This is a genomic window from Dictyobacter aurantiacus, assembly GCF_003967515.1.
In the GTDB taxonomy this organism is placed as follows: Bacteria; Chloroflexota; Ktedonobacteria; order Ktedonobacterales; family Ktedonobacteraceae; genus Dictyobacter; species Dictyobacter aurantiacus.
In genome coordinates this window covers 6113137-6133338 of sequence record NZ_BIFQ01000001.1, presented here as the reverse complement: position 1 = coordinate 6133338, position 20202 = coordinate 6113137, and the positions used below count along the sequence as shown (strand labels likewise).

General features: G+C 55.6%; 15 protein-coding genes and 2 pseudogenes. 4 read left to right on the top strand and 13 right to left on the bottom strand.

Annotated elements, in window-relative coordinates; translation table 11 throughout:
* Positions 1-1258: 1258 nt before the first annotated feature.
* From KTT_RS24785 to KTT_RS24770, 4 genes are all read right to left on the bottom strand, one after another.
* Positions 1259-2227, bottom strand: a complete 969-nt coding sequence (locus KTT_RS24785) for an SUMF1/EgtB/PvdO family nonheme iron enzyme (protein ID WP_126594032.1) — start codon at positions 2225-2227, stop codon at positions 1259-1261.
* An 82-nt stretch (positions 2228-2309) separates the two neighbouring features.
* A complete protein-coding gene (locus KTT_RS24780) occupies positions 2310-2939 on the bottom strand; it encodes a hypothetical protein (protein ID WP_126594033.1) in 630 nt (209 codons plus the stop codon).
* A 16-nt stretch (positions 2940-2955) separates the two neighbouring features.
* Complete coding sequence (locus tag KTT_RS24775) at positions 2956-5043, bottom strand: hypothetical protein (protein WP_126594034.1); 2088 nt, start codon at positions 5041-5043, stop codon at positions 2956-2958.
* 226 nt (positions 5044-5269) lie between these two features.
* The gene (locus tag KTT_RS24770; RefSeq protein WP_126594035.1) at positions 5270-5506 is read right to left on the bottom strand and encodes a hypothetical protein; all 237 of its coding nucleotides are present in this window, start codon (positions 5504-5506) and stop codon (positions 5270-5272) included.
* 836 nt (positions 5507-6342) lie between these two features.
* Between KTT_RS24770 and KTT_RS37745 the strand changes: the two are divergent.
* A pseudogene (locus KTT_RS37745) lies at positions 6343-6468 on the top strand (IS3 family transposase); the annotation flags it as partial.
* Between the two features lie 95 nt (positions 6469-6563).
* Here KTT_RS37745 and KTT_RS37195 read toward each other — a convergent pair.
* Positions 6564-6731: a hypothetical protein gene (locus KTT_RS37195; protein WP_235845536.1), complete on the bottom strand. Its 168-nt coding sequence runs from the start codon at positions 6729-6731 to the stop codon at positions 6564-6566.
* A 95-nt stretch (positions 6732-6826) separates the two neighbouring features.
* Here KTT_RS37195 and KTT_RS37740 point away from each other — a divergent pair.
* A pseudogene (locus KTT_RS37740) lies at positions 6827-6928 on the top strand (hypothetical protein); the annotation flags it as partial.
* Here KTT_RS37740 and KTT_RS24755 read toward each other — a convergent pair.
* Together KTT_RS24755 and KTT_RS24750 are read right to left on the bottom strand one after the other, a co-directional pair.
* Positions 6906-8240, bottom strand: coding sequence for a protelomerase family protein (locus KTT_RS24755; protein ID WP_371864905.1), 1335 nt, complete (start codon positions 8238-8240; stop codon positions 6906-6908). The pseudogene KTT_RS37740 and the gene KTT_RS24755 sit on opposite strands and share 23 nt — an antisense overlap.
* Positions 8241-8588: 348 nt before the next feature.
* Complete coding sequence (locus tag KTT_RS24750; RefSeq protein WP_160145540.1) at positions 8589-9416, bottom strand: AAA family ATPase; 828 nt, start codon at positions 9414-9416, stop codon at positions 8589-8591.
* Positions 9417-9556: 140 nt separating this feature from the next.
* Here KTT_RS24750 and KTT_RS24745 point away from each other — a divergent pair, with 140 nt between their 5' ends.
* Positions 9557-10840: a hypothetical protein gene (locus KTT_RS24745; protein WP_126594039.1), complete on the top strand. Its 1284-nt coding sequence runs from the start codon at positions 9557-9559 to the stop codon at positions 10838-10840.
* A 60-nt stretch (positions 10841-10900) separates the two neighbouring features.
* Here KTT_RS24745 and KTT_RS24740 read toward each other — a convergent pair whose 3' ends face one another.
* The 6 genes from KTT_RS24740 to KTT_RS24715 all read right to left on the bottom strand — a co-directional run bounded on the left by KTT_RS24740 (position 10901) and on the right by KTT_RS24715 (position 19720).
* Positions 10901-12430, bottom strand: coding sequence for a TnsB C-terminal domain-containing protein (locus KTT_RS24740; protein ID WP_268904540.1), 1530 nt, complete (start codon positions 12428-12430; stop codon positions 10901-10903).
* Positions 12431-13144: 714 nt separating this feature from the next.
* Positions 13145-13333 (bottom strand): hypothetical protein, encoded by a 189-nt coding sequence (locus KTT_RS24735; RefSeq protein ID WP_126599292.1) that lies wholly within the window; start codon positions 13331-13333, stop codon positions 13145-13147.
* Between the two features lie 639 nt (positions 13334-13972).
* Positions 13973-14278, bottom strand: coding sequence for an RHS repeat-associated core domain-containing protein (locus tag KTT_RS24730; RefSeq protein ID WP_126599290.1), 306 nt, complete (start codon positions 14276-14278; stop codon positions 13973-13975).
* Between the two features lies 1 nt (position 14279).
* Positions 14280-15851, bottom strand: coding sequence for an RHS repeat-associated core domain-containing protein (locus tag KTT_RS24725; RefSeq protein ID WP_160146112.1), 1572 nt, complete (start codon positions 15849-15851; stop codon positions 14280-14282).
* Positions 15852-15853: 2 nt separating this feature from the next.
* Complete coding sequence (locus tag KTT_RS24720) at positions 15854-18406, bottom strand: DUF8189 domain-containing protein (RefSeq protein ID WP_160146111.1); 2553 nt, start codon at positions 18404-18406, stop codon at positions 15854-15856.
* A gap of 513 nt (positions 18407-18919) precedes the next feature.
* Positions 18920-19720, bottom strand: a complete 801-nt coding sequence (locus KTT_RS24715; protein ID WP_371864887.1) for an IS6 family transposase — start codon at positions 19718-19720, stop codon at positions 18920-18922.
* Between KTT_RS24715 and KTT_RS24710 the strand changes: the two genes are divergently transcribed.
* Positions 19688-20179: an RNA-guided endonuclease InsQ/TnpB family protein gene (locus tag KTT_RS24710; protein WP_126599284.1), complete on the top strand. Its 492-nt coding sequence runs from the start codon at positions 19688-19690 to the stop codon at positions 20177-20179. The genes KTT_RS24715 and KTT_RS24710 overlap by 33 nt on opposite strands.
* Positions 20180-20202 lie beyond the last annotated feature (23 nt).

The following is a 20202-nucleotide window of genomic DNA, read 5'->3' as shown; positions in this document are numbered from 1 at the left end:
GGGGGCAGCGCTCTCCTGCTGTCGCAGTCGCTCGGTCGATTCGCTGTCGCTCATCTTGCAGTCCATCATTGTCTTACCATGTTGCAGTATCACTTGCCACCATTCCACTTTATACATACTCATATTTACACTCTCCATGCACATCATTCTACTCACCTCTTTTCGGTGCTATACGAAGTATCATCGGGGGTTACTCTCTCCCCCGAGGGGTATCACCCACAAAAATCGCTGAGAGCACTTTTTTCTCCGTCTGCGTCCATCAGTACCCTTCTCTTTTCCACAAGGCTCTCAGCAGTCTCTCAGCGCGCCGATTGAATCACACGCACTATGAGGGCCGCGCTGTCGCGCTTCCTCTCTCACCTGGAAGAAATATCCTCATGCCTTCTTTATCATGCCTCCAGCGACACGCACTTCTCATGGGTGAGAGCCGCCAACTGGCCCTTTTTTTCTCGTGACAGCCAGTAACCAGACGCATTGATTCCATCCAAACAGATTGGTGCTCCAACCGCTCCACGCCTTGCATTTTGGGGTGTGTTCGAGAGGAGTACTCTCCTCTCGATCCCCACATATCTCTCCCCCTACTCTCCAGCCCTCTCTCTGCATCTATGTCATCCTCCACTCCTTTCGTTCTCTCTCCCAATCACACGTCCACAGCACTACCCAGGCTCCCCCTTCATCGTGTCTGCCTCTTCGTTCGTCTCTCTCGCCAGGGTGAATCCTTGCAACGTATCGTGTATCGCTCTCCCTTGTCTCTCTCATGACATCACTCTTCTTCCAGCACTGTTTGCCGTGCTCTCGCTTCCATGCTCATATCTTCTCGAGGATGGTTCTGTGACAACAGAACCATCCCTCCTCCCGTCTCAGGGAGTCTTTCTAAACAGAGGCCAGTGGGCGCATTCCTGCCAGCCAGGCGCATAGCTAGCCGTATCTGGGAGGGGCAACGTGTCTCACCAACAGGCAGAGGTGCTCTCTGGGAAGCCATAAGCAGGAGCAAAAGACAGGCAGCCGCCAGAGCGCGCGGCAGGGCCGTCATAGCAACAGAGGGAGCCACGGGGCTACGTGGGGCCAGTGAGAGCGCTCCTCTTACCCGTGAAGGGGCGTCTCATGCGCTGAGAAGCGGCAGGAAGGCAGGAAGGTGGGACGTGTGCTGTACGGCAGCAGTCGGGGCAAGATGCGCGTCCTGTAGCGTTCTCGCAGAGAGCAATCGCCACAGCATGGGAAGCACAGCAGGCGAACGCTGGCTAGGCTGTAGCATTCCTCAAGCCAGAGGAAAAGGAAGATCAAACACACGACGAAAACAGGGACCGAACACCCCATTATTCACCTGCTTATCAGTCAGTCGGCACGCATAGGCAGAAGCGTGCGGCAGCGATGATGCGAGTACCCCTTCACCGCTACAGGCCAGTGCACCTCCATCACCTCCTCGCATCATACTGGGATCCTGACAATATTCCCAACGATACGAATCCGTCACGATCCTCACGCCAAACGCATTGTGAGCCGGTGGATCCACGGGGCGATCTTCTCCAGAAGCAAACGGTCCATCTCCCCAATAAAAGAGACTCCGAGCACCGGCCGCACAGGCATATTCCCATTCATCCGCACTGGGCAGACGGCATCCCTGCTGTTTCAGAAACGCCACTACGTGACGATGTGGCAACGCACGATGGATGGAGCGCGTGAAATAGCAGGAGTCCTTCCCCTTCCAGCGATACCGCTCGTAGGTGAGCACTGGCGCGGGAAGCACCTGCTCAGCTTCTTGCGCGATTGTTTCCAGCAAAAACGGGGCCAGGGTGACCGTTCTCAGTGGGAGCAGGTGTTCCGCCAGTTCGGCCGCCAACGCATTCTCACCCATGGGGATAATCTCTCTCACCAGAGCGCCATCCAAAGTCACCCGTTCCCCATGCAGGCTCAGCATTCGCGTGTCCCACCAGTCACGCACCAGTTCTTTATCGGGAGCAAGAGGCGCCCTGCGATCATAGCCCAGTGTCACGGTCCCACCGGGAAGCAGCGCATACGTCACTGCTGAGGATGTTGAAGGCGGCCTCCAGGCAAACAACGCAATCGCATGTCGTTGGCCGCCTACCTCATACGTCTCCACGCCCATCAACTCCCATAGCGACGGCAGCCGTTGCTCGACCGCATGGGCCACGGCTTCACAGTCCGTCAGCGAGCACGCATCCCACAACGCCACCTCCTGCAGCACGCGCGCCATCTCCTGATCCATCTCTGTCCTTCCTTTCTCGAACGAAGGCCAACTGGTTCCTTTTTGGGTATCAACAGATCACCGTGTCTACGCACCAGCGAGGCTACGGAATCGTAAAGATGCTAAATTCCCGGCCACCCGTGGCTGACACAACGCCTTCGTTTTGTTCCTTGGCTAACGCTATCAGCGCACCACTGACATCACCGGGTTTCCAACTGTCGCCCTGTTGGGGCTGCGCGATGCGTGAGAGCAGCGTGGCGGCCGTCCAGCCATCAGGCAGTTTGCCCGTTACCCACCCCGATTTCGTGGCGTCGCTGATGGTACGGATCGTTTGAAACAGCACGTCCCAGCGCACGTTTTTTCCGGTCTGGGCGGCCAGATCCAGCAGTTTCTGCAGCGTGGCACTCCCCTTTTTCACGCGGGCGGCGTACTGCGTCTCCCCCTGCTTTGTCTTGAATTCACGAATGCCTTTACGCACGCTGGCCACGTTTCCGCTCTTGGTTTTGCGTCGCTCTGGCAGTGTCGCGGGCCTGGTGCCTGGCGCCGTCCCTTGCAGTTGCTGGAGGACCGGGACGTATTTGGCAAGGGGTTTTTGGCGCTGGCCCGGACTGGGATGAATCGCCTGCCGGATGCTCGAACCGTTGATCCCCAACGAGCGCCCAATTTCAGCATATGTCCAGCCCCCGGCCAGTAATCCCGCGATCGCCTCGGCCGCCGGTGTCATCTCTGCCATGGTTTCTTCTCCCTCATTACCGGTCCCGTTCCTTCTCTTGTTGCCGCTGCAGCAGATCCAGCGCTTCGTAGGTATGCGGGGCGTTCACCGACTGCCGGATCGCCCACTTCAGCCGCAACGTGCCTCGCTTCGTGTTCGTGTTCCAGTCCGGGTGTTCCTCGGTCAGCGCGATCGCGTCCGTGCGGATGGCAATGATCGATTCCCGTGGCAGCGTCAGCGCGGCCTTGATCATTCTGGCACGACAACGCGCCCACACCTGCGCCGCCCATTCCGGGTGATCAAACTGCTGGCTGTAGCCTTCCGTTGCCGCCGGCACACTGTACCACACCGTCGTATCGTCAATCTCCCGGCGACTGCTGTATCCATCAGGGGCCGGCTCGTCTATCCCAAGGATGTATGTCACGTTGCGGCTTGACCGGTTGAACGTGCCAATGCCATGCAGGACAATATTACGGATCCCACCGCGCACCAGCTGATAGAGTCGGGCGTCATCGGGGGTTTCCAAAGCATCGCGTTCCACCTTCTCGCGCAGGTTCGCCAGCTTTTCGACCAGGCCGTCCAATGGCTTTTTCTGTGTCGAGGCTTTCTCCGCCTTGAAGACAATCCGCTCCAGGATCGTGATACGCCAGACCGCAAAGCCCTCTTCGATACTTGCGTAGGCGCTCGAGAGCACGTCCAGTTCGGAGCCGTCCACCCACGTCTCATAGGTCTGGCCAGCAGACTCTGCTCCGGGGAAACTCCAGGTGTGTCGATCCCTCTGGTTCCCGGTGATAGCATCGCGGGGTGTCATGAACAGGCCCAGATGCTGCCAGTCGGTCGGGATCGTGTAGCGGATACGGTAGCGTGCTGCCACCTTCCCGGCGTATTCGTTGCGGCTGTCATGGATCGCCAACTCCGTCGGTAATCCCCACGCCAGCGCACTGTACATGAAGATGCCGTCGTAGTAGTACAGGCCAGGCAGACGCTTCAGCTCCGGCAAGGTGCACAGCTCAATCCGGCCCTGCCCCGCGTGGGACCGGATCGTCTCCCGGATCGGGGCCGGCAGTGGCGCAAAGCTGCGCTTCTGGAGGCGATTCAAACGTGTCCACAGCGCCTGGAATGTCAGCGCTGGCGTGGCGTACGCGCTCGCTTCTTCTCCAAAGGTGGCCTGCAGGTACCTGCTCAGCAAGCGGATCGCTTCGTAGGCTTCGGTCGCCGTACACTCGGTCCCGAACCACGAGAACACGTGGCGAATCTCCAGCTCCTGTTCGCTGCCTCGCCGTCGGTAGCGAGCGACGGTTTCCTCTGGACGCTCATCGGAGAGATAGTGCCCGCGCGCACCGGTCGTGTACCGCTGCCGCAGTTCCCTCGCCAGCACCCAGCCCTCATACGAGCCACTGGTATCCGTCGGCAATTCCCCACAGAGCCACAGACGCACCTGGTTCGTATCACCCAACTGCGGTACCGCCGCTAACACCTCCGATAACGAGGCCTGCGCCCCGAAGGTGAAACGCTCACCGGCGTCCGTCATTCCCTCCCCGCGGCGCACATCCATATACGCGATCAATCGCCGTTGGCGACGTGCTGACACACCTGCCTCTGTGGCTCCTGCCGCCTCATCCACTGCATCCTCCACCACCGACACAACCAGATCTGGCTCACGCACTGGATCACCATGACGTGCACGATCCATCGGTGCATCCCCACCTGAGCTTGGTGCAGCTCGTCGATCTCCCTCCGCTGGTGGTTCCTTCGTCACAGCCTCTTGCTGCTTCTGCTCTGGCTCCCGCCGCGCTTCCTGATGCACTGTCGGGCTACCAGCCATCTCATGGGCCTCCTGTGGTGGCACGTCCATTCCCTCTTCCTCCAGCAGACGCTGCTGGGCCGCTTTGGCTGCCTGCTGTTTGCGATACCCTTTCACGCGGGGATGATATTCATGCCCCCGCAGCCACTCCCAGAAATCCGGATGATCCGTCTTGATCAGCCAGGCGTCTCCCGACCGATACGCGCTCCGGCCCAGTACGCCCGCCTTCGCCGCCTGTGTGAGCGTCGTCCGGTGAATCCCATAGGCTGCTCCTACCACCGTCGCCGTCTGCACGGGCTCCCCAAATTTCTTTCGCTCCATCTCCGTTTTCGATTCTCCCTCTGTTCATCATACGATGCACTATTCATCAGACGTATGCTCCTCTCATCCATCCACATGGACAGGACTTCTCTCCTCCGACTTGCTGGCCTATCTGTACTCTTTCATCCACGATCTCTTGTGCTTTTCTTCGGTACACGCCCACACACTCAGGATCAGCCAGAAACCTCTCTTTGAGATGCGCCATTGCTTTCCCTCGGAAGATCACTCATCTTCCACATTCTTCCTTGGTCAGCCCTTCCAGCACCGGGCATTTCCCCAGACAATCAAACCCATTCCCGGCAATCTCAACCGCCTCAAACGCGATCGTCTCCTTCCAGGCTCCAAACGGCGTCGGAGCAGGCGGATACGCCATCGCATCCATCACCTCCAGGTGCCGCCCATCCCTATCCACCTTCACCACATACCCATACCGCAGCTGTCCCTGCTCATCGCGATACTGCACCTACCACCCATGGCCTCCCTCAAACTCCAGCGGATGCACTCCCACCTCATGGATCACATACATCCCCGCTGGACGCAGCTCGATCCGTCGGTTCATCATACCCGTCCACTCCTTTCCTTCGTGCCTTCGCAATTAAATACATTCTATGATTTACTATAGCATTATATGATGCATTATAGCGGAGAGATTCCTGCCTGTCAAACCCCTTTCCTTCTCCCGCGCTCCTCTTTCATACACACAAAAGGAGAGGTACCTGCTCGATACCTCTCCTGTCTTCTGGCTCCTCTGCTTGCCTTTTCCCTCTCTTCTCACCCTCGCCCATAGACCAGGTGCTCCCACGCTGCCTCCACTACCTCCTTCCTCACCACCTCCGCCTGCGGGTTCATCTGCACGATCCTCTCAATTTGCATCAATACATGCTTTTGCCGTTGAAAATTTCCCTCCCTTATCCCGATCATCGTCGCCAGCGCTTCTTGATCTACCTGCAATTGAACGGCTGTGTGATCTGCTCGAAGTGAATCGCAGTTGGTACTACGAGCGTTTGGGCCAGCTAGATACGGATCCGGAAGCCATTGCGCTGCGAGATAGGATTGAGCACATCATCCTGCAGTTTCCAGGTATTAGCGCCGACGTAATTACGAGCCGGTTTAGGGCTGAAATAAATCCTTTCTTAGACAAGAAAGAAATAACCATTTTTTTCGCTTCAATGGCACAAAAATTCTCTGAGCAGGCTTCTCACGTGGTGTCAAGGGGAAGCGCAGCGGCCTTGATACCACGTGAGAAGCCTGCTAAACTCACCCTGCCATTGAAAGAAAACGCCTCTAAATCGGCTCGTAATTACACCGGCGCTGACACCAGGCTATGGATACCGGCGCGTAACCCGGAAATTGCATCGGCAAGGATGGGGTGTGAACCACAAGCATGTGCTTCAGATGATGCGCGAAGAATCCTTGTCGTGTCATCTGAAGAAACGTTTTGTAATCATCACCACGGATTCGTGTCATGGGTTTCCCGTCTATCCCAACCGGCTCGCAGATGTTCTCCTTTCAGCCCCGGATCAAGCCTGGGTGGCGCCTTTACCTCCATCCGTTTGCAAAATGCGTTTGTGGATCTGGCGTGTATTCTGGATGCTTACTCCCGCCGCTGCGTTGGCTGGCACCTGTCCCGGGATATGACAACTCAGCTCACTCGCCGTGTCCTTCAGCACGCCCTTGCCGAACAGCACCCGCTCCTGGTCTCATCCATCATTCCGATCGAGGTGTGCAATACGCCAGCCGAGCGTACGTGGAGCAGCTTGAAGGCATTGGCGCGCAGATCAGCATGTCGGCGGTCGGCAATCCCTATGACAATGCGAAAGCGAAAAGCTTTTTTAAAACACTCAAACAGGAAGAAGTGTATCTTAAGGAATACTGTTCTTTTGAGGAGGCGGAGCAGAATTTGACCGAATTTTATGCCTCTCTCCAGCGTCACCGTCCACACAAGTGGGAAGGCGAGAAGGGTAGTCCTCTTCCTGATCCTCCGGCGACATGCGCCGCAGGCCTTCCACAAGCTCCATCACGAACACAGGTGCATGCTCAATCAATGTTGCCAGGGTATCGAGAATCTCCGCTGGGGGATCATTCTCGATCACATTGACCTGAACCTCATAGATAAAGCAGGCCAAAAGATGGGGGAGAGAAGCATCTTCCTTCCTCTCTTGCACCTCCTCTCGAGTCACAGCCGTCTTTTCGTCCATTAGAGGTGGGAGCGAAAGCGTCTCCAGATCATCCTTCACTGGTCGCTCTCCTTCTTCCTCATCTCTTGGTTGAAACTCCTCTAACACTCTCACACCTGGCTCTCCCAGTTTGATGCCCCGACGCCGATCAATGGTGCCATCCTTCCCGAGAATCACCGTTGACAGCGAGAGGCGCAAGACTTCCAGGTCCTCCGCATCCCAATCATCATCCATGTTCGGATCGGCCGCGAGGGCAGCCTTTACCTCCTCCAGTGTCCAGACATGGCCAGGGGGGAACTCCTCGTCTGGCTTGTTTGCTTGAAATACAGAAAGCACTTCGACGCCTGGCTCTCCCAGCCGAATGCCGTGTCGCTGGTCTTCCACACCGTTTGTATCCATCACCACATACTCCCGATATCCAGCAGCAAGGGCCAAAGTGAGACGTTCCTCTTCAGACGTCGCTTCCAAGATCTTTCGATGATACTCAATGGTGGCCATATAGACCAATGGGTCGACGTTGGTCGGGCAGTATAACCAGGCCGCCAGTTGCGGATACACCTCATGGGCCAAGCGCTTGTAGGCATTGCGCTCTTCAGGGCGTAGAGGCACCAGGCTCCAGGCCTGTTTATAGGCCGCCTCCTGGATCTGGGGCCGACACTGCTGGCTGATTTCTCGCCGTCGCAGACCCTGAAAATGCTTCCCAAAGTACTGGCGCACACGATCAACTGCCGCAAGCACCACCTCCACACGCACCAGGGTCGGCACCTCAAAGGGCACACACAGCACTTCATACACGGTCATTGGAGCCGCAAAAAGCAGGCTATAGGCACTTTTCCTCGTGAAATGTCCCGTGTGCAGAATCTCAACGATCCCTCGACCAGTAGACAGGCCAATTCCAACCACCAACTCGGGCCATGCCTGGCTTTGCAACAACTGCTCCACTTTTTTCAGCACATCCCAGGGGCGCGCAAGAGGCAGCGGACGCTCACGACGCGTCTCTACCTTCTCCTCGCGGGGCATCTGCATCTGGATCCATTCCTCGGTCGAAAAGTTGAGGTATTTGAGGGCCAGGTGCTCCTTCTGACTCGATTTGGGATTGTACCATCCATTTTCCTCCGTGAGTGGCAGCACCTCCCGAATACGGTTCCGCGTTTCGCTTAACGGCTTCTGCAACGAGATCGCTCGCTTCAAACTTGGCCGCCGACGCCACACCTCCAGTTCCTCTTGACAGATCCGTTTCATCTCCTCTTCCTGCTCCACCCCAATGGCTGCCAGCCTCGGCAGCAACACCTCCCAACGCTCTTCTAACCACGTGCTTGCCATGCTCCTCACCATCCTTGCGTACGACGCGTCCACGCCAACAACGCACTAGCGCTTCTTGCGCAAACGCTGCACATTCTTTTGCGTCAACAGGCGATCTCCTGCCTCTTCTATCACCTCAGCCGTCACCACATAGGTCCCATGACGCAGAAGCAAATAATCCAGATGGCAGAGTACCAGGTACATCTCCTGAAAATTGCCCTCCGTCTTCTGCACAAAGGCTTCGGCTGCTCCTTCCGAGAGCGACAACCCCATTTGCTGAATCTGCTGTTCCAGCAAAACGCATGTCTCTGGTTTTCCAAGGGCCCCAAACGCATGCAGCACCCCCACACGCGATGACAGAGCTGCCATCTTCTGCAACCGCTCGGCACTTCCAGAACGGCCCAGCAAGACCATTCCTACGCGACTCCGATCAAAGACATCCCGCAGCACCTCCAGGCCCGCCTGTGAGAGGCCATCGACTTCATCCACCATCACCACACCCACTCCATCAGGACGAATCATGCCTGACATCGGCCCGCTCTCTTGCGCCACCGCACTCGCATGATCAGCAATCATCTGCAGGCCCCACAGCAGCAAGGCCAGATCTTGCTCAATACTCTTGGGCGTGGACGTCGCCTTCGGGCGATAGTAGGCCGTTCGTGGCATCGGACACTCCGCTGGAAAGGCCACCCCCTGGGCCATCAACAACCGCTCAAAAGCTGCCCACTGAGCATACTCTCGCGCCGCCCACGTCTTTCCCACCCCACGATCTCCCACACACACCACCAGATACCGATACCGACGGGCAGCTTCACATACCTGCACAAAACGACGATATTCCCGCGTCTGCTCAAACGTGGAGAAGGGGATCTCCAAGCCGTGCTCTTCTCCCACACGCAGCACTGACTGCCCGGCTGGCGGTCCCCCCTGGCTCCTTTCAAGTATAGGTTTTTGGAGAAGGAGGAAAAAACCTGGCGAGTCATGGTTTTCTGCTATAATACAAAACGATTTCCACATCATTTGTAGGAGAAAACATGAATCGCCATCATTTATTATCGCAATGGTCGGACCAGGTGTCAACGGCCTTTCCTCATCTTCGCTCATCGCAACTCAACGGGCTCGTCCTCTGGAGCGTTGGCATGACGCTGCTGGGCGCTTGTGGATGGTCGCAGATCAGTGCTCTGCTCGCGTGTGTCCTGGGTCAATCCGAGGACGCAGTAGCTCAACGTTTACGGGAGTGGTATCTGGATGCACATGACAAATGCGGTGACAAGCGACGGGAGATCGAGGTCTCCACCTGTTTTGCTTCCCTGTTGCGATGGGTGGTGCGCTGCTGTGGACCTCACACGCGCCGTATGGCACTGGCCCTTGATGCCACCACCCTGGGAGAACGCTGGACAGTGCTCTCGATCTGTGTGGTTCTTCGCTCCTGTAGTATTCCAGTGGCCTGGAAAGTGTTGGGGGCGCATGAGAAAGGGTCCTGGCGACCGCATTGGGAAGGCTTACTCGCGCATCTGCACGGGTGTGTGCCTGGAGAGTGGTTCGTGATCGTGATGGCTGATCGCGGACTCTATGCCCAGTGGCTCTATGAAGGGATTCGCACCTGCGGCTGGCATCCCTTCTTACGGATCAACGGCAACTGTAAAGCTCGACGAGTTGGCTCAGACGACTTTGAGATGATCGCGCAGTGGGTGCCCACACCTGGTCTATCGTGGAAAGGGCGTGTGGAGTGCTTCGCGAGCAAGCAGGCGCGGGTCAACGCGACGGTGTTGGTGCATTGGGAAGAAGGCTACGAGGGTCCCTGGGTCGTGCTGACGGATCTGCTTCCGCAGGAGGCTGAGGTGTGTTGGTATCGCATGCGCACCTGGGTCGAAACGGGGTACAAAGATTTCAAGCGGGGACTCTGGGGATGGCATCACAGTAAAATGACGCAAGCAGGGCGTGTGGAGCGTTTGTGGTTGGCGATGGCAGTTGCCCAACTGATGAGTGTGAGCATGGGGTGTGTCGCTGAAGAACAGCAGCGAGCGGCAAACAGTGAGCAGGAGTTGCCTGCAAGCCATATTGCGCGCAAGAAACGCTGCAGGCCCAACCATCAGCCGCGAGTGCGTCGATTGAGTTGTGTGGTACGCGGGCGGTTACAGGTGCTAGCAACCGTGCTCAATGACGAGCCGTTGTTGCAGGGGCAGATGCTCGATGAGCCATGGCCGCAAGACATGCAACCACCCAGAAAGCTACCAAGCGCCTCAGAGCGACACAAGCGGGAGAAGAAACAGGAGCGTAAGCGCCGAGCCCGAGCTCGTGAACGGGCCAGCGCTTAACGTTCCCCAAAAAACCTATACCTGTAAGCCCCCTGGCTCCCCTGCAACCCTCTCTCGTTCTTATTCATCTTCATACCACCTGATCTGCGACGCTGGCTTGGCCCCGTCAGGCTTGGCCCCATCCCTCAACTCACGCACTTCACTTCCACTCTCATCCCCCGCTGGCTGATCGGGCGCCCCTCCCTCACCGGCGTTCACCTCATTCACTATCGGAGCCGCCCGCGAAAGCTCCCGCCTCGCTTGCTGCTTCGGCGAGGCATAGCGAACCACCACCGCTTTGCGCTCACGTAAGGCGTTGCCGACCGCTTTGCGGCGCTTGGTTCTCTCAGACACAAGAGCCTGCAAACTCACCTCTTGCCCACCACGTTCCACACACGATGCCTCACATAACAAGCTTTCCTCCTGCTCCCCCACATACACCCACAGCATCGCCAAATTTCTGGGATCGTAGCGAATCATCACCGCCTCGCCTACATAGCCTGCAAGCAACTCGTGCATGTACCAGGCGCCCTGCAGCACAATCCCCTCCTGATGCACCACTCTGCGACGACGAGGGTACAACAACAGCCCCTCGACCTGCCGCTCATTCTCTGGCAGCATCGGCATGATTCCTGAAGCTACCCACCGTGCATGGGGCGTAGCCTGCGTCTCGGCATGCACGCGCTGATGATAGATGTCCAACAGCCAGTGCTCAAAGATGGCCTCCAAGTCTTCCAGCGTCAGACATGCCACACTCCGCGCTTGCGCCTCAATCTCCCGCTGCCGCCTCCGATCCCCTTCAATCTTCGGAGCATAGCCCGGCAGCGTCGATAACACCTGCTCTCGTACCGTTCGAAAAAACCGCTCCAGCTTGCCTCGGCCACGGGGACGCCCAACCTGGGAAAAAACCAACGCGATCTTCAGGTCGACCGCAATGGCTTCTACATGCTTGCTCGTGAAGTCAGAGCCATGGTCCGTATACAAACACTCCGGGATCCCATACATCGGCCAACGTCCATCTTCTTTCGGATTGATCGCCTGATGCAATGTCAGAGCCGTCAAGGACGACGAGGGGGCTTCAAAACTCAATCGATACCCACATATACTGCGGCTATAATCATCCTCAATCGCGCTCAATAACGGCAGTTGCGCTCGGCCTTGCGCATTGCGCACATAGCAGCGCAATTGGCAGTGATCGGCTTGCCAGATCGCATTGGCTCGCCGCGCCTCGCGCCGATACACCACATCAAAGCGCTCTCGATACCTCTCGGCTCCCGCTTGCCCCAGGGTCACCAGATCTTTGGGAAGACTCCCAACGATACGTGAAACTTGGGCATAACTCGGCTCCTTCCAGTGCTGCTCACGAGCCACCTGGCACACCATGCGATGAATACTCCTCAGCGGTCGCCGCACCGCCTGCAACGCCAGCCCCTCGATCAGCAAGACCAACTCCTTGGGCAATCCCCGCCGCTGCCCCGCATCAGCACGCTTTTTCGTTCCCAGTCCCCACAGTCCTTCCTCTCGATACGCCTGCACCCAGCGCTGCACCGTCCGCAGTGAGAGCTGATGCACACGGGCAATCTCCGTTTGACACACGCCTTCCTCATAAATGCGGACGAATGATCACAAAACGCTCCCATGCCTGCCTGCCCACATCCCCTCCTGCTCCATGTGCCTGCTCTCTGGGGCCCCCAGTGCCTTCCATTCGAGGCCTCCCTCCTCCACGACACGCGCTCTCCACCATACACTCATAGCTTCTTTCCAAGAACTATAAGCAATACCATAGAAAGTGTCTATTAAAAGTATATTAAAAATGTAAATATACAAATTATTATAAAAAGAGATATATATTATCCAAGATGTAGATCGAGATCATCTCCTGCTCTCCCCAGCTCTCATCTGCCTGGACGAGGTCTGCACACGTGCGGCACGCACCGACAGAGCCCAGCACCTACTGGCAGAGAAAGGAAGACAGCGATGGAAAAACAACCAGGAGAGAAGCATCACGGCGCCACAAAACACTCGACTCCTCCACAACGGAACACATGCAGCAGAGAAAGCAAGCACGCAATCAGACCAACAAAGCCTCGTCAATACGCGCAGCAAAGGGCGGTCTTTTTTTCACACTCGTTGGCGAAACAGCCAGTGTTCTTTCGGGGGGCAAGAACCACCGGGAAGGGCTTGCAAAGGCACACGAGCAGCAACGAGAGGAGGAATGGATCAGCGTTTCCTACGACAACCCATTCGTCTCACCATGCGTCATTTATTTCGTCAATTTACAACTTTTGCTTAGCGTGGTTTTTCGTACGGTTAATACTCAACCCCCTACTCTTTGCCGTCAGGCGTGCGTTCACTGTTGAGCAAGCCACAGCTACAACGCACGTACTTCGTGGTCCCACTGTTAGCTTGCTCGCTGCTCAGACTCAGGCTGGTGTAGACGGTGATCGCGCTGTTGTTGCTGACCCGATCGGTCTGGTCGCTGTCACTATAGCTGTTGATGTAGGAAAATTTCACTGACAGGAACTCAAATTTTCATCTTTGCTTTTTGGCGTATGTATAACCCATAGAGTAACAGGATAAAGTTGCACACAGATAAAAGAAAAAAGAGGAAACTGTCAATTCTAGAACTTGGAACAAGACCGGCAAAAATTGGTACTTGTATTAGTATCAATATCGCTATACCAAGAACTACCAGGGAGATGATAAATTGAAAGCGTTGATACCATCTTCTTCTCCCACTTCCTTCCAAGTTTTGTTTTTTCAAAGAGGTATAGTCGACATAAAACAAGAAAAAAGCACAAAGTGCAAATGCTAATCCTAAAAGTGCGAGTAAAACACTCAAAACGATTGCAGTCAAATCTGTACTTGCGAAAGTAAGGTAAAGCATGTAATCACCAACAAATGTATACTTACAAAAAACCTTGCAAAAAGATTTTTTCGCTCAAACTAGACAAAGGCTATTCATTACAGGATGTGGCAGGCCTTCTTGGAAGAAGGCCTGATTTAATAAACAACATTGCACTGAGATACTAAACAACCTCTGCCATCACACACACTTGGAGTCAATTTGACTCATATCTGCTGAAAAAGGACTAAAGCAGGAATCTAACTCAGCAGCCATAATTGTAATGCCATAACTTTTCGCAGTAGTGATTAAGGGCCGCCTCGTATCCACTGAGCAAAACCTGATACAGTTGGCAGCCAAACACCATTGCAATCACTCGATCTTCCTACGGTTGCACCTCCAAGTACTACAAGGGCATAGCTTCCCACTACGAGAAAGACTCCTACGCCTTCAGGAACAGTAACTATTCCAGCTACTATACCAAGAATACCTGTAAGATATACACTAGCAAGCTCAAGATAGCATTGAATTGCATCTTTACCGCTCGGATCCACCTTATTCACCGGATCATCATCAGCATACACATACGGGTTGGCCTTGGTCGCCTCCTGCAAACTACCACCTACTTGGCGTCGCCTGTGTCCAACGTCCCACATGGGCATCGTAGTAGCGAATGCCCAGCTTGATGAGCCCCGTATTGCTATCATAGTAGCCACCCGTATAACCCCAGGGATTGTATACGCCGCTCTGCACGCTCTTGCTGCCGTAGTTGCCGAAGGGGTCGTAGCCATAGCTGGCCACGATGGCTCCCGTGCTATCGGTCATCGCCACCACCGAATCCTGGCCGTCGAAGAGGTAGTAGTAGACCTTGCCGGCTGAGGTGCGCTCGCTATTGAGCAGGCCGCAGCTGCAGCGCACGTACTCGTAGTTTGTGGTCCCCACCGTTTCGCTGCTCAGTCCCAGACCACTGTAGACAGCGGTGTTGCCGGTGTTGGTGACCCGATCGGTCTGGTCGCTGCCACTGTAACCGTAGGTGTAGTTGGTCGAGGTGCCCGAAGCCGTCCCACTCCCGCTGATGTCCTGGTTGGCGGCGTTGTAGGTGTGCGTCTGGGCGTGGGTCAAGGGTCCAGAACCGCTACTGCCGTTGGTGACCGAGGTCAGGTTGCCGTTGCCATCATAGCTATAGGTCGCCGACCCGCTGTTGCTGCCGGTGGAACTGCCCGAGGTCAGTTCGTTGTCGGCGTTATAGCTCATGGTGGCATCGAAGGTCGAGGCACCAGCGTAGGTACGCGTCAGATTGTTGCCGTTGGCATCGTAGCTCAGCGTCCAATGCTGGTTCGGGTTCTGCACGTCGATCAACTGATTCTTACTGTCATAGCTCCGGGTCGCCGTGACCGAAGAACTGTAGTTGTTGACGCTATGAACCGTTATCGTTTGCATCAGCTCCGTCTGGGCATTCTGGGAGTTCGTGTAGGTATAGCTGTAGCCGGTCAGCGGCGTACTGACCTGCGATGAGCTGCTACAGGTGAGCCCGTTCATCTTGCCCCCGACGTTGTTGGTCTCGCGACCCGCGGCATCGTAGGACAGCAGCATGCCGATCTGGTTGGGATAGATGATGCAGGTGCGGCGATTGGCGTTGTCATAGCCATAGTTGCTGGTCGCGCTGCCCGGATCCTTCAGGCTGGTCATGCGATTGGCGGCATCATAGCTATAGGTGGTCGTGCCCGTCCCATCGTTGAGGCTGGTCAGGTTGCCCACCTTGTCGTAGCCCGAGATCACTTTGGTGGCGTTTGGCAGGGTCTTCTGGGTCAGGCGATTGAGCTCGTCATACTGGAAGCTGGTGATGCCGGTGGCGTCCGTCTCCGTCAGCATATTGCCGTTGTCGTCGTAGGTGTAGCTGACCGATGAGGCATCGGCGTAGGTAATCGAGCGTACTCGGTCCAGATTGTCATAGGTATAGCTGGTTTTGTGGCTGTTGCCGTCCTGCAGCCAGGTGACGCGGCTGGTCAGTGTGTCGGGCTGCAGGGTCGTCTTGCCCATCGGCGCCGGCGGGGTAACCGAGGTCAGATTGCCATGGCTATCGTACCCGAACGTAGTGGTGTTGCCATTGGCATCTTTCTGGGAGCTGACCGTCCCGTTGCTGTTATAGGTATAGGTCAGGCCCTTGCCGGTGGTATGATCGTTCACCGTCAACATATTCCCGGTACCATCATAGGTATAATCCGTTTGTTGTTCTGGGCGTCAGTTGACGAACTGGGATAGTACGGGGTCGTGCCAGCCGTGTTATAGGCAAAGCTGGTGGTGGCGCCCGTGGGGTCCTGGCTCTTCGAGAGATTATTGTAGCCATCGGTCGAAAACGTCAGGGTGGACAGGTCATTGAGCGCATCGCCGTACTGGGTAACGTTGTAGGTGGCAGGGTCGACCTTCTGCGATGAGATGTGACCCAGGGCATCTTTGCTGTAGGCAGGCTGGAATTGCGTGTTGTAGGCGACCGTGGTCGTGTGCCCATTGGCATCGGTGACCACCGTACAGGGCAGGGCCGACTGACCCGAGGGCACGATGCCGCTACACGCGCTGTCCGTGCTGGCGTGGTAGGCAAAGCTGGTCTGCCCATGCTGCGCGGTGGGATCGGTGATCGTCGCCACCTGCCCGCCGGTATTGTAGGCGACGGTGGTCGTGTGGTTCAGCGGATCGGTGATGCTGGTGAGCTGCTCACTGGCATTGTAGCCAAAGGTGGTTACCTTCCCATTGAGGTCAGTGATCGTGGTCAGATCGGCACCGCTGTAGCCATACGTGACGGTACGGCCGCTGGGATCGGTGATCTGCGTGATCTGGCCATCGCCATCGGCCTCGTACTGGAATGAGGTGGTGCGCCCCTGGGTATCGACCACCGAATCGACCAGGCGATTGTCGGTCGCGTTGTAGTTGAAGGTGATACTGTTATTATTCTTGTCGGTGATCTTCTGCAGATAGGTTGAGCCGCTGGTAAAGGTATAGGTGATCCCGTTCTGGTGGAAGAAGAGCGTCTCCTGCTGGGTCGCATCGTGCCAGACCAGGTCCGCATTCATACCGGGAGGAGAGACCCAGCCATTACTGCCTGGCGTAAAGGTCCAGGGATGGCCCGTCGGATCGGTATAGGTCTCGGAACCGTCGGCGTTATCGATAATGTTCACCGAGTAGCCGAAGTTCGAGCTCCAGTTCTGGCCGTGCGTGGTCCAGGTGTTGCTCTGGCTATTGTAGATGCTCCCCAGGGAGAGATCGATACCCGTGCCCGCGATGTGCAGATCGTTGGTGGTGAGCACCAGGTTGCCGCTGCCCTCGTTGACCTGTAGCTTGACATAGTTATTGATAGGATGGCTGGTGTAGCCATAGAAGGAGGTCTGACCTAAGGCGCTGGTCGTGCTGGCGACCGCCGGCGTCAACTGGGCAAACGGACGCCAGGTGGTGGACTGTGCCGTCGCCGTTTTGGTTGCCATTGCTATTTTCGCGCTGGCACCATGCATGGCGCTGGATCCGACGCGCAAGAAGCTATCCTGGATCTGATCCTGCGCATTGAGCGCCAGGACCTCGGGCTCTCCGGCGCGCGTCAACGCCAGAGTCACCTGCCCGTGTACTTTCTGGCTGGTCGGATTGAGCTGCTTCCAGGTGGTGGCGTTCCCCTGCCAGACAAACACGTTATCTTTCGCATCCTGCGCAAAGAGGAAGCGCGTACCATCGTTGCTCAGGGTAGCCTGCAGCGAGACACTGCCTTTGGGCGCCTGCCCAAGAGCGGTCAGGGTTGTCAGATTTCCCGTACTCTGGTAAATCTTGCCAGTATCGCTCAAGACCAGTAGCGTGAGGGCGCCCTGACTATCGGACTGCAGCACCGGAACAGCCGAGAAAGAAGTCCCGGTCGGCGCGGCAACCTGTGACCAGTTGGTAGCTCCCGATCGTAGGGTATAGAGAGCATGGTCTGTTCCAACTACCACGGTTACGAGGGATCCATCCGAGGTCTCGGTGACCGCAGGTGTGCTGGTCAGTGCTGGTGTTCCTTGTGGCGTAATCGGTGTGAAGCCTCCCCAGGTCGAACCGGTTGCGCTCTGTTTGTTTTGGTACAAGACATGATCAACCCCGATAACAGAGAGGACCAGGCCGCCGTTCTTTTGTAGGGTTAATACGGGCTGGCTGGCAATATCGGCGGCCGGCTTCCCAAGCAGTTGCCAATCACCCCATGTCCCCTGTATCTGTGTCAGGCTATAGAGCTGATGATCGCTCCCCAGGGCTACCAGCACCACATTCTTGGCGGCATCTTGTGTCGCGGCCAGGGTACCTGTAAGCGCGACCGGGGCTGGCTTTCCGATGGCCTGCTGGTTGTTCCATCCCTTGCTCGCCGTTCCGCTCACCTGCGCGATGGTGTAGATGCGGGCATCGCTGCCAATGGCGAAGACAGCCAGGCGGTTATCCGCAGAGTGGATGGTGGTCAGCGATGAGGGGAGCAGATGCGGCTGGTTCGAGTTAACCACCGCCCTCTGCTCTGCCGGCAGCTGCGCGAGACCAGCATGGTTGGTCTGCAGACTGCTCAAGCTCGCGGCATAGGCAGAAGGAGCCAGCGTGGCCAGGTTGGCCAGGGCAGTCAGGGTGGTGAAGATAACAGCTAAGGCGATGCGCAGCCAGAGGCCACCACGCCAGAGCAAGCGCACCACAGCGGCACAGCGAGCACGCAACTGCTCAGCCTCCGGGTGCGACATGCGTGATTTGGGCATACAAACCCTCCTGTACGGCAGAAGCGCGTACATAAATATAGAGACAAATGTCGATGATATGTGAAAACGAAGCACAGCAAAGAAAACATGACAATGCATGTGCGGGTTCACCGTTGTGGCTTCGAAACACAGCAAAAGCAAGCCAGTGCATCCTTACATGGCCGGGGGAAAGGGCGTCATGCTCCTTAACTATTGATGAGAATGGGCCAGAGGTAGTATATAAAAGAGGTGAATGGCACGCTATCCTCTCTTACATGACCAGGTATAAAAATAAACCTCTCAGGAAACATTCAAATCAAAAAATAAAAAATATGCGACTAAAACATTGTATTGAGAGAGAAAAACAACTGGTGTTTTTTTACCACTAGATGCATTACCTACACTATGTAGTATAAACAAGCATGGATAGAAAAGTCAACCTCAGATAGAAAATTATTAATCATTCTAATCTTATTTTAATTTTTTCTCATAAAAGGAGAATTTATACATATAAAAAACTCAACAGTTATATGCCTAATACGGGGTAGCGCTACGTAAGCTATCAGGTTGTGTTGCAAGAAATGAGACAAAGGAGGCGTGCGAAACTGTCCCGTTCTGTTGAGTGTAGACTGCCACTCCAAACAATCTCGCGATGAACTCTGCTTGACTGAGGCTATCGCCTTTGTCCACTTTTTGCACCTGGCCTTTCCTGATCATATTCATCACTTCGTATCCCTGTAACGTGTTCCATGCGGTCTCAAAAGACCAAAAAAACATCCCAGGTTTGACGAGGCGTTTGATGAAACGATGATCTTGTTCGACCAGATTGTTGAGATACTTGCGCTGCCGCAATTCACAAGGCGCAGTAACAGCACCAGTTGCTTGCATCTCATGGAAGGCTTTGGGATACGCAGCGTTCTTGTCCACAGTGATCGCACGAGGGGAGACCGTGTGAGAGGAGGCAAGTGTTTTGTAGAAAAAGCGTTTGGCTGCTTCAGCGTCGCAGGTGGGACTGAGCAAGAACTCCAGCGTGTTCCCCTGCGAATCCACTGCTCGATATAGGTACATCCATACTCCCTTGACCTTCAGGTAGGTTTCATCGACGCGCCACGAGTCGGTCGTCCTTTTGAGATGAGGGCGACAGCGTTTCTCCAACTCTGGCGCGTAGCGCTGTACCCAACGGTAAATCGTCGTATGATCGACGCGCAGACCCCGCTCTTGCATGATTTCCTCCAGATCTCGATAACTCAATGGGTAGCGCAGATACCAGCGAACGCACAGCAAAATGATCTCGGCTTCAAAATGACGCCATTTGAACGGGGCTTGCGTTGTCATCACACTTCTCTTCTCATCTTTTCATCCATCATATCTGACGAGTTTTATTTTTGCAACACATCCCGCCTGCATGCCCATATTGCTAATATTCGTAAAGATGCACTTCACAAAGCAACCGCTCAATTGGTGATGAAAACCAAGTCACCAAACGAGCGTCCTGCGGTGATCGTATTAGAAGATTTGAATGTGTCAGGGATGCTCAAGAACAGACATCTCTCACGAGCCATTACCGATGTTGGCTTTTTTGAATTTCGGCGCCAAATGGATTATAAAGCGCAACAATCAGGTATTCAGGTGAAGGTTATTTCTCGATGGGAACCCACGAGCAAAACGTGTTCACGTTGTAAGGCTGTTCGAGAAGAAATAGATTTGAGTGAGCGTATCTTTATCTGCCATGAGTGTGGGTTCGTCATTGATCGCGATCTCAACGCTGCCTATAATCTGGCAAACCTAGCTTGAGCATGGAGTACCGTGAGTTGCAC

What these genes read in the sequence shown, in the direction of transcription:
- KTT_RS24785 (WP_126594032.1), bottom strand. Translation starts at nt 2,227, where the DNA reads ATGGATCAGGAGATGGCGCGCGTGCTGCAGGAGGTGGCGTTGTGGGAT.
- KTT_RS24780 (WP_126594033.1), bottom strand. Translation starts at nt 2,939, where the DNA reads ATGGCAGAGATGACACCGGCGGCCGAGGCGATCGCGGGATTACTGGCC.
- KTT_RS24775 (WP_126594034.1), bottom strand. Translation starts at nt 5,043, where the DNA reads ATGGAGCGAAAGAAATTTGGGGAGCCCGTGCAGACGGCGACGGTGGTA.
- KTT_RS24755 (WP_371864905.1), bottom strand. Translation starts at nt 8,240, where the DNA reads ATGCCCCGCGAGGAGAAGGTAGAGACGCGTCGTGAGCGTCCGCTGCCT.
- KTT_RS24745 (WP_126594039.1), top strand. Translation starts at nt 9,557, where the DNA reads ATGAATCGCCATCATTTATTATCGCAATGGTCGGACCAGGTGTCAACG.
- KTT_RS24720 (WP_160146111.1), bottom strand. Translation starts at nt 18,406, where the DNA reads ATGCCCAAATCACGCATGTCGCACCCGGAGGCTGAGCAGTTGCGTGCT.
- KTT_RS24710 (WP_126599284.1), top strand. Translation starts at nt 19,688, where the DNA reads ATGACGCCATTTGAACGGGGCTTGCGTTGTCATCACACTTCTCTTCTC.
- KTT_RS24715 (WP_371864887.1), bottom strand. Translation starts at nt 19,720, where the DNA reads ATGACAACGCAAGCCCCGTTCAAATGGCGTCATTTTGAAGCCGAGATC.